Here is a 15,358-nt window from a genome sequence, read left to right as displayed (position 1 = left end):
CTTGGAACACATTATCATACTCTTTTTGATTAAATGGAGGTGGAGTGAATGGAGAAGCCCCTGTAGCAAAAACCAATACATCGTAATTTTCTAGTTTCTTTTCTCCAGAAACAAGATCCGTCACTTCTAACTGTTTGTTGGCCTGATCAATGTGTGTCACTTTATGCTCAGTGAAAACTGAGACATTGTATCTCTTTTTGAACCATGCTGCATTTCTAGGAGTTAAGGCACTTAATTCTTCCACTTCCCCACCAATGTGATAAGGAATCCCACAAACAGAATAAGAAATATCTTTTCCTTGATCGTACACGACAATTTCAGCTTCCTCTGTATTTCTTCTAGCTTTAGCTGCTACAGATGTACCAGCAGCGACAGATCCAATAACGACAATTTTCATTTTTTTCGCCTCTTTTCATTTAATTTAAATAATGCTTAATACTCATATCCGTCGAACCAATGTTTTGTTTTATTTGAAAACTTGACTAATAAAAGCATAACAGGAACCTCTACTAATACTCCCACAACGGTTGCTAAAGTTGCACCAGAATTTAATCCAAACAATGCAATTGAGACAGCTACAGCAAGTTCAAAAAAGTTACTTGTTCCGACCATGGCTGCGGGTGCTGCTATTGAGAATGGTAGTTTGCACGCTTTAGCTCCACCATAACCAAGAATGAATATGACAATATTTTGAACAATTAGTGGAATAGCAATTAATAAAATATGGAATGGATTACTTAGAATTCGTTCACCTTGGAATGAAAAGATAATAACTAAAGTTAGTAGTAAACCAATTCGAGTTGTGCCATCGAATTTATTCACAAAATCTTTTTCAAAATAATCGTCACCTTTTTGCTTAACGACTTTTTTTCTGACAACAATTCCTAAAACTAAAGGAATCACAATAAAGACAAAAATGGAGAGTAAAAGTGTATTGATAGGGACAGATACGTTACCTATACCCAATAAAAGTGCCACAATTGGGGCATATAAAAAGAGAACAATAATATCATTGATAGACACTTGCAATAAGGTGTATGCTGGATCACCTTTTGTTAGTTCACTCCATACAAATACCATAGCCGTACAAGGAGCTGCCCCTAAAAGAATCGCACCAGCTATGTATTCATTGGCTAGTTCTGGACTTAAAAACGGTCTAAATACTACCAAAAAGAAAAAGGCAGAAATTCCATACATGGTAAATGGTTTAATTAACCAGTTTACTACGGTAGTTAAGATTAATCCTTTGGGTTTTTTTGTTGCATTTACAATACTGCTAAAATCAATTTTTAACATCATTGGGAAAATCATTAACCAAATTAAAATAGCTGTTGGAATCGATACATTATAGTACTCAAATTGACTTAAAAAATTAGGAATTGCAGGAACAAATTGCCCTAGCGCTACACCTATAATCATTGATAAAGCAACCCATAAACTTAAATAACGTTCCCAAAGTCCAATCCCATTTTCTTTATTCGATACTTTTTCTTTTAAAACTGTTTCTTTCATGATTTCCCTCCAATAATAATCGTATTTAATCTTTTAATGAGAAACAAAAGAAGATAAACTTCTTACTCCTTTTTGAATGCCTTCAGACTCACAAATACATTCAGATGAATGTGTTAACAAGTGAACGGTTCCTTGAATATATTGTTGTGCTACTTGCTCATTAATTGAGTAATGTTGCCATGTTCCTCTTTTTTCGGCTATAACTAAGCCAGCTTCTACTAATATTTTAATATGGTGAGACAACGTAGGTTGAGTAAAATCAAAATGTTCTAAAATATCACACGCACACATTTCTCCGCACGACAACATATCCAGTATTTTTACACGTTTAGGTTCAGATAAAGCTTTAGCAATTTTTGCAGATTCTTCATAATTCATTCTCATGTTCCTTTCTATTGGTAAAAAGTTAGCTCTCCTTTATTCCAAGTTCAAATCTATCCATTCAGAAAGTTCTTTGTTCGTTGGATATTTTTCAATCTTCACGATTTTAGTGTCATTTAATACCGTTACTGGCAAACAGTTAACCCCATTTTCTTGGATTAACTGCGTTACCGCTTGATTTCGAACGAATGAATCAGGTTTGGAGCTTAAATTATATCGAATCAATTGTTTCCCTTTCACCTTACGTACTTGTTGAAAGAGACTTGTTATACGGATTAAATTTTCATCTACAGAAGGTCCACATACTCCTGTGCTACAGCACATTGGAGGTTCATAAAGAGTTATTTTATCCACTTTTATTCCCTTCCCTTCATCTAATTTAGTCTAAAATAGTGCTATAGATTTTCCTTTCACTTCAGCAAAACTCCACTCTACTACCGCAAAATGATTATTCGATAGTTCTGCTACTTTATTAATCCAAGTAACTTCACTTTGTGCACGAGCTTTCAGCACTTCATTTATTGTGCCACTCGTTAGCATGCTATTGTTTATTACCCACCAAGTATGAGCGATTTTGGCACGATCTAAATCTTCTTGTAGGCGCATAGATTCATAGACTGGCGTATTTTCAGGTAAAGTAACCATGACCACTTCTGTTTGTTCTGGATCTTGTAAGACTGGCAACAGTCTACGAACGGACTCAGGAACTTCACCAGAAGTTCGTTCCACTTCTTTAGCATAGCTTTGAGAGGAATCTAATAGCAATAAAGTGTGTCCAGTTGGTGCGGTATCTATGACAACTACATCACAATCAACTGTAGCGACAATCTCTGCAAATCGTCTAAAAACGGCTATTTCTTGAGTACAAGGAGAGCGTAGATCTTCTTCAACATACTCCAATTCCTCAGAAGACATGGTCTTACGAGCTGTAGCTAGCACTTCTTCCTTGTAATCCTGTAATTCTTTTTTCTCGTCAATATGACTCATTTTAATATTTTCTGATTCAGTAATCACAAATTCCAAATGAGCTGCGGGATCTGTTGTTGCTAAATGAACCCTTTTCCCTTTAGCTGCCAATCCTGTTGCTAGAGTAGCAGCAATCGTTGTTTTCCCAACGCCACCTTTACCCATAGTGAAAACAACTTTTTTATTTGTTCGATCTAATTCATCTATAATGTGTTGTAATTTAGGGTAATCCACTACTTCTGGAGCTTCTACAACGGCATTTTTTTGATCTGATGTTAAGAGTAATCGCAAGTTTTCAACGCCGGTTACATTATATGAGCGTAAAGGAACGATGAATGTTGAAAATTGTTTTAAATTTTCAGGCATATTTTTTAACGTTAACTGTTGTTCATCATAAATTTTTTGAGAAACGCTGTCTGTCGGTCTTTCTAACAATCCATTGATAATTAATTCTTGATTTAACACACCGATTTCTTTTAATTCTTCAGAAGCTCTATTCGCTTCGATAAGTGGCCCGTTTTGTGGACGTGTCACTAACATTAAGGTTGTTTTTGTACCCTCTGATAGTGTATCTACTGCGTGCTTATACATTTCTTGCTTATCGCCAAGTCCTGAAAGCTGACCCATACATGAAACACCAGTAGTGTTTTCATCTAAGAAGTTACTCCATGCAGAGGGCAGTTGCAACATTCTTAATGTATGTCCCGTAGGGGCAGTATCAAAAATAATGTGATCATATTGAGCTTCAACTTCTGGATTCGTTAAAAATCCAGCAAACTCATTAAAAGACGCAATTTCAACAGTGCAAGAACCTAATAATTGCTCTTCCATGTTAGCCACAGCTGAATCTGGCAAAACCCCTCTATACGGTCCAACAACACTTTCCATATAGTCACGTGCAGCAGTGATAGGATCAAAATTAGCTACAGTTAAGCCTTTCACTTCTGGAATTTCTAAGCCATTATTTGTTAACTCTTTCTCAAAAACATCTTGTAAATTACTAGCAGGATCCGTACTCACTAACATAACGTTCTTCCCACTATCCGCTAAAGAAACTGCAGTAGCACAAGCTGTAGATGTTTTTCCTACTCCGCCTTTACCAGTAAAGAAAAGATATTTTGTAAGGTTTAATTGTTCTGGTTGATAATTTTTCATCAGTTAAAATCCTCCTAACAACATCCTGAGTTTGGTCCGCAACTGCCACCGTCATTTGATTCCATTGGGACAAATCTAACTCCTGTAAAAGCTGTTATTTCTTCCATTGAAGGGTATTCTCCAAATTTAACTACTTCACCATTTAATAGTGTTGCTGGCAACGCATCAGCGCCCTTTTCTTGCAATAATTTACTCATTTGTTCGTTTTCTACAAATGCTTGAGGACTACTAGATAAATTGTATCTTTTAGCTTGAAACCCTTCTAATGTATCTAAAGCGTTCATAACTGACGTAATTTGTAATAAGTCTTCATTTAATGCTGGCCCGCATACGCCTGTGCTACAGCACATTGCTGGTTCAAATAATGCTAATTCTGTCATAATTTTTTTGCTCCTTTGTAGAGAATTTATTTTGACACTAAGACATAGACAATTATCTATATATAATATAGAACTTTATCTATCTATAGTCAATAAAAATAATTTTGAGTAATTGTACTAGCTTAATTTCCTGCCGCCAATCTCTAAGATTACCTCTGATTAGCAAAAAAAGAACCTGAAAATATCAAGGTTCTGGATACATGATTCTATGTAATTTCATGTATTGAAAGAAGTCTAGATAGCGCTTGATTACCTACTAGTCGTTATTGCTTATAACAAAAGTAGGTGATTATTATGCCCTAAACAAACGTCTACTTGCCAAATAAGAGCTCTAACACTTTTCTTATAGTGATAGAGCTCTTATTTGTAATGATAAGTTCATGAAATATAGTGTTTTGAGAGTTATTTAAATGAAACAACTTTAATAACAACGATATATTTATAATTACTATATATCATGAGTGGAGTTTTTCTTAAATAATTCTTTACTCTGTTTATTCGCATTGATAAACGTTAAGCCAGTTTCTTTATTTTTACTGATCAATTTATCAATCGCTTCAACAGCCGTAGAATCCCATAATGTCATGGCACTAACGTCAATAATTAATTCGCCCTCATGTTCAAAATCATGGACAAAAAAATCTAAAAACTTTTCAGCTGATGCGAAGTAAAGATGTCCATGTGCCTTATAATGATAGTCATCATGGTCTGTTCCTTTTTCTACTTGGAAATGAGTCATGCTAAAGGCTGCAAAAATAGCACTTACTAGAGTCCCTGCAACTACACCGTAGGCTAGATTATGTGTAAACAGTACAATTCCAACAGTTAAGAGCATAACGAAACTTTCATTTTTAGGCATGGTATTTAACCGTTTAACTGATCTCCAGTCAATGGTTTCATAGGCTACAACGACCATTACTGCTGCCAGAGCAACGATAGGAATTTGAATCACTACTTTATTAAATAATACCACCGACATTAACATGAAGAAACCAGATAAGAATGTTGCTAAACGGCCAATTCCACCATAATTTAGATTAATAATCGTTTGGCCAATCATACCACAACCAGCAATTCCACCAAAAAAACCAGATAACAGATTTCCGAGCCCTTGACTCAACGATTCACGATTTTTATCACTTGGTTCATTCGTCAATTCATCCACTAATTGTGCTGTCAATAGAGATTCTACTAACCCAACTATGGCTACAGAAAGCGCAGTAGGTAAAATAATTTTCAGTGTATCTAAATTCATTGGGACATTCGGAATACCGAAACGAGGTAACTCACTTGAAATAGTCCCTAAATCACCTAACAATTGGACCTTCAAATTTAACCCCAATACAAGAGCGGTAACGACTACAATTGAAATAATCGGTGCAGGAATTTTTTTTGTTAGCTTAGGAGCCAAGAAAATAATAGCAATTCCAATAATCCCAAGTATAAGCAATATCGAGTTTCCTTTGAAATGATTCAATTGAGATAAAAACATCATAATACCTAATCCATTTACAAACCCTAACATAACAGGTTTTGGTATATAGCGCATTAATTTCCCTACTTTAAATAAACCTAGTATAACTTGTATCATTCCGGCTAGAATTGTTGCAGCGAATAGATACTTCACTCCATATTCCGCAACTAAATGAGCAAGTACCAATGCAACTGATCCTGCAGCTGCTGAAATTAATCCAGTCCGACCACCAAAAAAAGCGGCTGTCGCTGTGATAAAAAATGTTGCATAGACTCCTACAATGGGCTCTACACCAGCTACCAACATAAACCCAATAACTTCAGGAAATAAAGCCAAGCAAACCACAACTCCGGCTAGAATATCTCCTCTAATATTACCAAACCATTCTTTTTTATACTTTTGCATAAATACCTTCCTTCTCAAGCTTAAACAAAACAGCTCACAATAAAATATAATACCACATTAACAAGTAAAATGAGCGTTAAAATAAAAATTTAATCTCTACATAAATTAATATATATCTCCTCTAAAGGAGTAATGATATATTTAACTTATTTTGAACTAATAACTTAAGGAAATTAAGAAATAAGTTCAAAAAAAGTTGCTAATTGTAAAAATCAATTAGCAACTTTTTTAGGTATGTTATCTCATTTCTCTGAATCACACTCTCTATTATTCAACTTCTACAGCTGGTTCAATGATTAGTTGAGAATCAGACAAACCATTATTAACTTTATCTTTTAATTCTGGAGCATTAGTTTCATATAAGGGAACTGTTGATTGGTTTCCATTTCTATAATACAAACTAGTTGATTTTTCACCAAGTTGCTCATTCATACCTTTTAGCTTTTCAAATTGATTTTGATAATTATAATCAGTTGATTCATCTGATAACAAACCTTCAGGTGTATAGAAACGTAATAAGTCACTTTGAAGAAGATTGTCCGAAGTACTCAACTGATATCTGACATCTATTTTTAATTGTTCCACCTCATTTAATATTTCTTGAGAAGGTTCTAAAATTTGCTCACCAGTTTTTGTGTCATAGATAACTGAACCATTTACAGTATATTTAGGTGATACAATATCTCCATTTCTAAATGCTACAGTTTCATCATGTTCTTCTGAGAATAAATCGGTCCCCATTAAAACATAGTTATTGGTTTCAATGCCTAACAAATGTAAGAGAGTAGGAAGCATATCTATTTGTGCGCCAAAAGTATCGAACACTTTCCCATTACCAGCTCCTGGAACATGAAATATAGCTGGAACTTCTTGCTTCATTGAATTATCGTAGCCATTCCATTCGTCAGGATCTTCTCCAATTAAAGGAGCTAAGGATTGATTACGTGTATTAGAGACACCATAGTGATCTCCTAACAAGACTATAATAGAGTCTTCGTATAGCCCGGAGTCTTTTAGATAGTTGAAGAATTCTTCAACTGCTTCATCCAAGTAGTGGGCTGTAACAAAGTAATTGTCAATGGTGCTATCTCCTGTTGTCGCCGCAGGAAAGGTAACATTTTCCTCATCTAACGGATAAGGAAAATGATTGGAAACAGTAATAAATTTCGAATAAAACGGCTGTGGTAATTGTTCTAAATATTGAATAGATTCTTGGAAAAAAATCTTATCTTTCATTCCGTACTCTAGTGTGTTCTCATCAGTAAAGGTGTATGATTCATCGTCAAAAAAGTAATCAACTCCAAATGATTTATAGGTATTATCACGATTCCAGAACGACCCCGTATTGCCATGGAACATCGCTGAAGTATAGCCAGCTTCTGATCGTAAAATTTGAGAAGCAGATTGAAAGGTATTAGCAGTACCATATTGAGTAAATGCTCCACCTTGATAACTACCGAATAAAGAATTTTCTACCAACATTTCTGCATCCGCGGTTTTTCCTTGTCCGACTTGGTGATAAAAGTTTTCAAAACTATAACTGTCTTGGTTATGGAAAAGGCTATTAATGAACGGAGTCACTTCATGAAATTCTCCATTTTCATCTTCTAATTGATAATCAATTAGAAACTGTTGGAAACTTTCCAATTGGACATAAATGACGTTTTTACCTTTAGCAACGTCATAATACTCACTATTTGGAACTGCATAATGATTTTTAACATACTTTAATACGTCTTCTACATCTGATTCATCTGCACTAGCTTTCATTTGATTGTTTTGTGCTGTTTTGTAGCCATCAAAGGCAGTAAAAAAATTCACACCTAAGTATTTCACAATATAGTTACGATCGAAAGTACGAGTTAATAGTTGTGGCCGATTACTTTCTGCTAAAGCCAAGTTAGCTGCAAATAAAGTAATCCCTACAATACTTACTGCAAAAGCCTTGCGTTTTAACATGGGACGTAAATCCATTTTTATAGGTGATTTTATACTATATAGTATAAAAACTAACACAAAGAAATCCAACCAGTATAAGCAATCTTGTGGTCGTAGTAGCGCAAACGAACTAGCGCCCAAACCACTTGCAACTTTACCTGCTCCTGAAATAGTTGAAATCGTTAAAAAATCACTAAATTCACGGTAATAGAGTACATTTGAGTAAAGTAACAAGCTTGTTAAGAAATAAATAGTGAATAATGAAAAATAGGCTTTTTTAGATTTTGTAAAGAAAAGCGCTATAGAAAATAGAAACACTGTAGTTGCAATTGGGTTGATAAACAAAATAAGTTTCTGAATTATACCTTCCACACCAAGTTCAAATTCAACTTGGTATACTATATAAGTTTTTAACCAAAACAGTAACACTGCAAAGGTAAAGAAACCAAGTCGTTTCGAAAGAAAATTTTTTAATTGTACCACGAATAATTACCTCCTATTTAAAAATGCATATCTCCTTATCTACCTGTGAGTAAATAGTGAAATATGCATTTTTGACTTAATTAGATTTTATTTTTTCCTTTTTTCCATATTATCTTTTGTTATACTAGTAATTTCGTGTGCATTCTTAAAAAGATTTTGACTATAACTACCAACTTTTCTTAACATGACTTTTTTGCCTAAAGATTCATATTTTTCAACAATGGCATTAATAGCTTCTACGCCAGAGTAATCCATAACCTTTGCACTTTCAAAATCAAAAATAACGTAATCAGGATCATCATTGGGATTAAACAAATCTTTAAAATTTAAAACCGAACCAAAGAAAACTGAACCATTCAACTTGTACGTTCTCGATCCATCAAGATTGTCAATCACCAATGCATCTGCTTCTGTACCCTTTTTCCATGCAAAGGCAAGTGCTGATAAAATAACACCAGCAATCACAGCTGTTGCTAAGTCTGAAAAAATCGTAATGACGGTTACAGCTATCATGACAATAATATCCTGTTTAGGTATTTTCCTACTATATTTGAGACTTTCCCACTTAAATGTACCTATTACAACCATAAACATAACTCCAATCAATGCTGATAAAGGGATTAAACTTATGATACTAGATCCAAATACAATAAATAAGAGTAAACCTAAAGGTGCTACAAAAGCAGATATTCTAGTTCTACCTCCAGATTTTATATTAATAATAGATTGACCAATCATTGCGTCGCCTCCCATACCTCCGAAGAAACCATTTGCTAAGTTTGCGAGTCCTTGAGCGACGATTTCTTTATCTGTGTCACCTTTGGTATCGGTCATCTCATCGATCACTCTTAAAGTAAGTACTGCCTCCGTCAATCCAACTAAACCACTAATGAAAGCATACGGAAGAATCACTTGTAGTGTCTCAAAGTTAAGAGGTAATTGTGGAACATAAAACTGTGGAAGTTCACCTTTGAGGGTCATTCCAGCAAAGTCCTGAACGGTTTGTAAATGATAACCTGCAAATCTATTTAATAACACTGCAATGATTGTTATCACAACAATCCCTGCTAAACTAGAAGGAACTGCTTTCGTTAATTTAGGGAAAAAGTGAATAATTGCCATTGTCATTAGAACAAATAAGAGCATAATAGATAAATCAAATCCTTGTATCCATTCTTTTCCTCCTGATGTATTCAACTTGAACAACTCAAATTGAGAAATAAACATCACAATAGAAAGTCCATTTAAAAATCCAAGCATAACTGGATAAGGAATCATACGAGCATATTTTCCTAGTTTAAATACACCTATTAATAATTGAATAACACCCATTAAAATAACTGCTGCAAACAAGTACTCTAAACCATGAGAAGCAACCAATGCTGCCATTACAACTGATATTGCTGCAGTAGAAGAGCTAATCATCCCTGGTCTTCCCGTAAAAATTGCTGCAACTATTCCCATAACAACTGCTGATTGTAAACTTAGTATAGGACTAACGCCAGCAACAAACGCAAAGGCAACTGATTCCGGGATAAGGGCAAGGGCAACAGTCAATCCCGATAGCACCTCATTTTTTAAATTAATCTTTTTAAAATCCCTTAGTACCTCTTTGCCTTTTAGTCTTTTCTTTCTCTTATTACTCATAACTTCCTCCTTTGTACTAGTTAACACTAAATATCTTAACATTTAACTGAATTAAAACAAGCATTAATTCACTTTAAGGTTAATTTTTACTATATAATACAAATATTCAAATATAAGAATATTCAATTTTATGAAGAAACACCTTACTACAATGTCAAAGATATTAGGTATTAAAATAGGAATTTTAAGGATCCTTAAGAGGGATATTTCTCCTTGAATTATTTTGTGTTAATATGATTAAGAAATGAAACAACCAGAAAGGACAAAACAAATGAATATAGGTAATCGAATTCAAACTATAAGAAAATCTTCTAATATGACTGCAAAAGAGCTTTCTAAAATAATTGAAGTATCTCCTTCATTTATTTCTGCAATAGAAAATAATGATAGTAAACTCTCGTTATCTACGCTGGCTCGGATTTGTGATGCATTAGGTGTCACCCTCGCTGCATTCTTTAATGAAGAATCAACTGTTGTAGACACAAAACTTAACTCAGCTATTTCAAATTTACCTGAAGAAAAGAAGTGGCAGCTGTTCAATTTCTTAGAAGGATTATTTCCAAAAAAATAAGGTCTAATTAAGAGCATTAACCCTAAATATCCTTACATGAGAACTGTTCATCCGATTCTCATATAAGGATATTTAATTTTAAACGAAACAAAATATTAAAGAATTTCATCTATACTGTTTACGTCAAAAGTTAAAAATAGAAAAGGTCCTCAAGCCTCTTTAGTAGGAGGGTTGAGGACCTTTTCTATTCATTACACGAATTTAACTTCAATGACTTTATCAAATGCTTTCGCAATATCATTCATCTTCTTAAACGTCACATTCATATTTCCGTTTTCAATACATGCAATCGTAGATTAGGGATTTTCAACTTTTTCGGCCAATTTTCTTTGAATCAATCCTTCGATTTCTCTCAAAGTTCTTAAAGCAACAGCGACTTCTAAACGTTCACTTTCACCTAAAAATGCTTCGTCAAAACTGTTATCTTTTGCACGTCGACGAGAAATATAGCTACATACTTTAATTGTCTCCATTAGGAAATTCCTCCAAAATCCATCCGGATAAAGAGTGGATCAGTTCCAAGACTTACTGACGAAAAATGATCACCGGAAACAGCAAACTGTCGTTGATTTAAAAAACTATTCCTCTGGAAAAATGGAGAAAAAGTTAGATAAAATCATCCACCAACATTTAGGTAATTACTAATAAAAATAGCTACTATTTTGAAGCAAGGGAATCAATAGATAAAAAAAAGGTTAAACCGATGGAATTCTATTTCATAAAACTCAAATGCCATATTTTACCCGTATTGGGTGTTCTTATCTGCTTTAGAAGATAAAACTCCATAACTGAAGAAATTCTGGTCATTTAAAGCAAGTTAGTCTTATATATCTTACTTATTTAGTGATTTTTTTAGCGTACTTTTTTTTATTAGAGTATTCAAATCAATAAAAATGCCATTTGGATTAAAAATTATTGCAGAAACTGTCGGATTATACTCTTATATTCAGTCCATAATCTGGCCAGGATTGTCAAATGAAACATGTTAAATAATTTATATGTTCATAATAACCTCTTTACTAAATAGAAGTTCATTTTTCCGTAAAGATTTTTTATTAACAACTTATATTTCTTTGTATTTTTTGCTTTTAAATAACTTATTTTAAATATTATTAAAAGTTATCTAAGTTATATTTAAACTCAACTTTCCATACATTATTATTTTAATCAGTCATTCTTTACCTTCATAAAATATAGACACTTGTATTTAAGTTAAATAGTAAATAAAGGGGTTGACCTAATGTTTCTCATTTGCTAGCCGAGGTGAGAGCAATTGGTGAGATGAGCATAGTTGTACCCTAGCACAGCCTAAAATAGATTTAAGCTGAACGAGAGTACGAATGTGTCTTTTATGTATTTTCTAGCCTCGGATCGAGTCGGAGCCTGCTTCACATGCTATATCGTCGGTGTTGTTGTCTCAACACGCTTAAAACACTCTTAAAATCCACCCTAAGAGTATTGTTTTAAGCTACCAGTCTAAATCAGACCTGGATTACCGCCCCCACCAGTTCAAATCGGTCGTGGTCACCATTCAGAACAATAGAGGATATAGCGACCCTATTTGATTGTTCCTAGCATTCCTTATTGCAGCGGCGTATGCTTAACCTGTCTACTTAAATGCTGTCACGCACACAGCTTGGCTCCTGTGTTGGTAAAAAAGCCACTACTAATTGCCAACAGTTTAAATAGTTGGTATAATAGTAATACAAAACATTGAATTTAGTTGTCTCGTAGATTGCCGTCTACGGGGCTTTTTTTTATTTAATTATATTATTACTTTTGAATTAATCTAAATTTACTACACAATTTTTTTTTTGTAAAACCTTATTTTATAAGCAATATAAGGTTTTTATGTAGATGTGTCTACATGTAGATTTGTAGATTTGTAGATGCATCTACATGTAGATTTGTAGATTTGTAGATCCGTCTACAACAGTCTTGAAACCGTTGTCCTAAAAGGATTCCTAGTTGTAGATGTGTCTACATGTAGATTTGTAGATTTGTAGATACGTCTACATGTAGACTTGTAGATTTGTAGATACGTCTACATGTAGACTTGTAGACGTGTTTTTTTGATAACGTTTGACATCTATATACAGCATGGTATATTAACTATATAATACAACATGTAGATTTGTAGACGAATTAGAAAAGAGGGGTAGTATGGCTAAAGTAATAACATATGGTAATTTTAAAGGTGGAACAGGAAAGACCACAAATAGTGCAATGATGGCTTACATGTTATCTAAATTGGGGTACAAGACATTGTTGGCTGATTTAGATCCTCAAGCAAATGCAACATCTTTGTATTTACATACTAAACAAAGAATTACAAATAATATCGTTACTTTTGATAAGACCTTAATGTCTGCTATAGCTGATGAGGATTTGTCTGATATCATCATCGAAATAAAAGACAATTTATATTTGCTTCCTAGCTTCGCTGACTTTACGTCTTTTCCTTTATTTTTAGAAAAGAAATTTCCAAATAGCCAGTTAAAACGAGTTACTTTTCTAAAAGGACTAATTGAAAAAATTAAAGATGATTATGATTTTATTTTGATAGACGTCCCACCTACATTAAGCACCTATACAGATTCAGCATTATTAGCATCTGATTATACAATTATTGTATTACAAACCCAAGAACGTTCTCTAGTAGGGGCAGAAGCTTATGTAGGATATCTACAAGAGTTAGTTGACAACTACGATGCAAATTTTGATATTCTAGGTGTTCTACCGGTATTATTGAAAAATAATTCTAAGGTAGATGAAGCCACGCTTGCTACTGCAAAAGAAAAATTTGGAGAAGAAAATCTCTTTAAAAATTTAGTAAAAAATATGGAACGATTGAAACGTTATGACATTGTAGGCATAGTTGATTCAGATTTAGACAATAAATATGATATACATGATAAAAGAGTAATGGCACTTTATAAAAAAGTTACCGAAGAAATGCTCAGTCGCTTAAAAGAGTTCGATTCTTAAAGAAATAAATCATATTAAGTGTTTAAAAGTAACGCTCATACTTACAAGAAAGGAAGAGGACTATTATGGCTGACAGTCTATTAAATAAAAATAAGAATAAAGGTAAACGTAATCTTCTTGAACGAAAAGAAGAAGTAAAACCAAAAGAGGCTTTTAACCGAGCTAGCTTATTTACAGTCGATGAATCTCAGCAAGATAAATTCGATCAAAAAAAAGAACCTATTCAAAAAAGTGCAAAAGGAAAGACGACTACTATTAGATGTGCAGCAGATACCTCACATCGATTAAATGCAATTATTACTTCATTTAGTTTAAATAGTGTAAATGAATTATTGGAAATCTTGTTAGACAATTATGAGGCTTCTTTAACTCAAGATGAAAGAAGAGAAATTAAGACTTTACAAGAGGTTTACCAACGAAAATCCATAAAGTAGATTTGTAGACGTATAGTTTTTATATTTTTAGAGATTAGGAGGTGTTCAAATGAATAAATTTTTCAAATCCATAACTAGCGACTACTTTGAAGATATCTTAGTACGATTAGCTCATCATTCGGCAGGAATTGAAGGAAATACGATTTCTTTACCTGCTACCGTTTCTATCATTGTAAATGGTACTTTACCCATTAGTTCCGGCGCTACAGTTAGAGAATTTTATGAGATTGAAAACCACAAGCAAGCTTTTGATCATATGATAAATCATTTAATAAATGAAGAGACCCTTTCTACCACAATTATTAAAGAGATACACGCTGATTTAACAGATCGATTACAATACGATAAAGGTAAATTTAAAAAGAATGAAAATATGATTTTAGGTGCTGAATTTCAAACAGCTTCACCATCAGAAACACCTTTGTTAGTTTCTCAATTAATTGATAATTTAAATTATCGTTTAAGTATATCTAAAGATAGGGAAGCTAAATTAATGGCTATTTTAGATACTCATATTCAGTTTGAACGGATTCATCCATTCTCAGATGGAAATGGCCGAACTGGTCGGATGATGATGAACTATTCTTTATTACAAGAGGGATTTCCTCCATTAATTATTGAAAAGGATACAAAAGCACAGTATGTTGAAATTTTAGCAACTCAAGACGTAGCTTCTTTTTTAACTTTTGCTTCCGATACCTTAGAAAAAGAAAGCAAAAGAATGGCAGCCTTTCAGAATATGGATCGAGAAAAGATTAAAGAAATTGAAGAATAATGGTCTTTTTGCGGTTATTCTTCAATTTCTTTGATTTAGTGTGTCTCTTAGGAGTGTTTTAAGAGTGTTTTATGCTTTTTTACATACACAGGGCTTTATAAAGTATTCCTATAATTATGGAATTAGCTTCTCAGATTAACCATTGAACGATTCAATAAAGGTATTTCAATTTTATATTAAGCTATTAATTAATCAGAAAAAAGATAGTTATAGGTGTATTTCTATCCTATAGCTATCTTTTTAACTTAA

Annotated in this window: 14 protein-coding genes; 4 read left to right on the top strand and 10 right to left on the bottom strand. The window is 33.3% G+C overall.

Annotated elements, in window-relative coordinates; genetic code table 11:
* From ACKI3H_RS10635 to ACKI3H_RS10595, 9 genes are all read right to left on the bottom strand, one after another.
* Positions 1-397: FAD-dependent oxidoreductase (locus ACKI3H_RS10635; RefSeq protein WP_407372217.1), on the bottom strand; the 397-nt coding region annotated here is incomplete at its 3' end.
* A gap of 35 nt (positions 398-432) precedes the next feature.
* A complete protein-coding gene (gene arsB / locus ACKI3H_RS10630; protein WP_407372216.1) occupies positions 433-1,512 on the bottom strand; it encodes an ACR3 family arsenite efflux transporter in 1,080 nt (359 codons plus the stop codon).
* Positions 1,513-1,545: 33 nt separating this feature from the next.
* Complete coding sequence (locus ACKI3H_RS10625) at positions 1,546-1,890, bottom strand: ArsR/SmtB family transcription factor (RefSeq protein WP_407372215.1); 345 nt, start codon at positions 1,888-1,890, stop codon at positions 1,546-1,548.
* A 39-nt stretch (positions 1,891-1,929) separates the two neighbouring features.
* Positions 1,930-2,247: an arsenite efflux transporter metallochaperone ArsD gene (gene arsD, locus ACKI3H_RS10620; protein WP_407372214.1), complete on the bottom strand. Its 318-nt coding sequence runs from the start codon at positions 2,245-2,247 to the stop codon at positions 1,930-1,932.
* A gap of 30 nt (positions 2,248-2,277) precedes the next feature.
* Positions 2,278-4,014, bottom strand: coding sequence for an arsenical pump-driving ATPase (gene arsA, locus ACKI3H_RS10615; RefSeq protein ID WP_407372213.1), 1,737 nt, complete (start codon positions 4,012-4,014; stop codon positions 2,278-2,280).
* A 14-nt stretch (positions 4,015-4,028) separates the two neighbouring features.
* On the bottom strand, positions 4,029-4,394 hold the full coding sequence (arsD, locus tag ACKI3H_RS10610; RefSeq protein WP_407372212.1) for an arsenite efflux transporter metallochaperone ArsD: 366 nt from the start codon (positions 4,392-4,394) through the stop codon (positions 4,029-4,031).
* Positions 4,395-4,842: 448 nt separating this feature from the next.
* A complete protein-coding gene (locus ACKI3H_RS10605; protein ID WP_407372211.1) occupies positions 4,843-6,273 on the bottom strand; it encodes a SulP family inorganic anion transporter in 1,431 nt (476 codons plus the stop codon).
* A 267-nt stretch (positions 6,274-6,540) separates the two neighbouring features.
* Positions 6,541-8,694 carry an LTA synthase family protein gene (locus ACKI3H_RS10600; RefSeq protein ID WP_407372210.1) on the bottom strand — a complete coding sequence of 718 codons (2,154 nt, stop codon included), beginning with the start codon at positions 8,692-8,694 and terminating at the stop codon, positions 6,541-6,543.
* A gap of 87 nt (positions 8,695-8,781) precedes the next feature.
* Entirely contained in the window at positions 8,782-10,341 is a 1,560-nt protein-coding gene (locus ACKI3H_RS10595) for a SulP family inorganic anion transporter (protein WP_407372209.1), read from the bottom strand.
* Positions 10,342-10,585: 244 nt separating this feature from the next.
* On the opposite strand from ACKI3H_RS10595, the gene ACKI3H_RS10590 reads away from it, so the two are divergent.
* The gene (locus ACKI3H_RS10590; protein WP_407372208.1) at positions 10,586-10,912 is read left to right on the top strand and encodes a helix-turn-helix domain-containing protein; all 327 of its coding nucleotides are present in this window, start codon (positions 10,586-10,588) and stop codon (positions 10,910-10,912) included.
* A 296-nt stretch (positions 10,913-11,208) separates the two neighbouring features.
* Here ACKI3H_RS10590 and ACKI3H_RS10585 read toward each other — a convergent pair whose 3' ends face one another.
* Positions 11,209-11,385 carry a hypothetical protein gene (locus ACKI3H_RS10585; RefSeq protein ID WP_407372207.1) on the bottom strand — a complete coding sequence of 59 codons (177 nt, stop codon included), beginning with the start codon at positions 11,383-11,385 and terminating at the stop codon, positions 11,209-11,211.
* Between the two features lie 1,690 nt (positions 11,386-13,075).
* Here ACKI3H_RS10585 and ACKI3H_RS10580 point away from each other — a divergent pair.
* The 3 genes from ACKI3H_RS10580 (at position 13,076) to ACKI3H_RS10570 (ending at position 15,109) form a co-directional block, all read left to right on the top strand.
* Positions 13,076-13,900, top strand: coding sequence for a ParA family protein (locus ACKI3H_RS10580; protein WP_023176474.1), 825 nt, complete (start codon positions 13,076-13,078; stop codon positions 13,898-13,900).
* Positions 13,901-13,965: 65 nt separating this feature from the next.
* Entirely contained in the window at positions 13,966-14,334 is a 369-nt protein-coding gene (locus tag ACKI3H_RS10575) for a hypothetical protein (RefSeq protein ID WP_407372206.1), read from the top strand.
* A 49-nt stretch (positions 14,335-14,383) separates the two neighbouring features.
* The gene (locus ACKI3H_RS10570; protein WP_407372205.1) at positions 14,384-15,109 is read left to right on the top strand and encodes a Fic family protein; all 726 of its coding nucleotides are present in this window, start codon (positions 14,384-14,386) and stop codon (positions 15,107-15,109) included.
* Positions 15,110-15,358 lie beyond the last annotated feature (249 nt).

The organism is Carnobacterium sp. (assembly GCF_045617425.1).
Classification (GTDB): Bacteria; Bacillota; Bacilli; order Lactobacillales; family Carnobacteriaceae; genus Carnobacterium_B.
The sequence above is the reverse complement of the archived record's forward strand: the minus strand, read 5'-3'. Positions and strand labels throughout refer to the sequence as shown.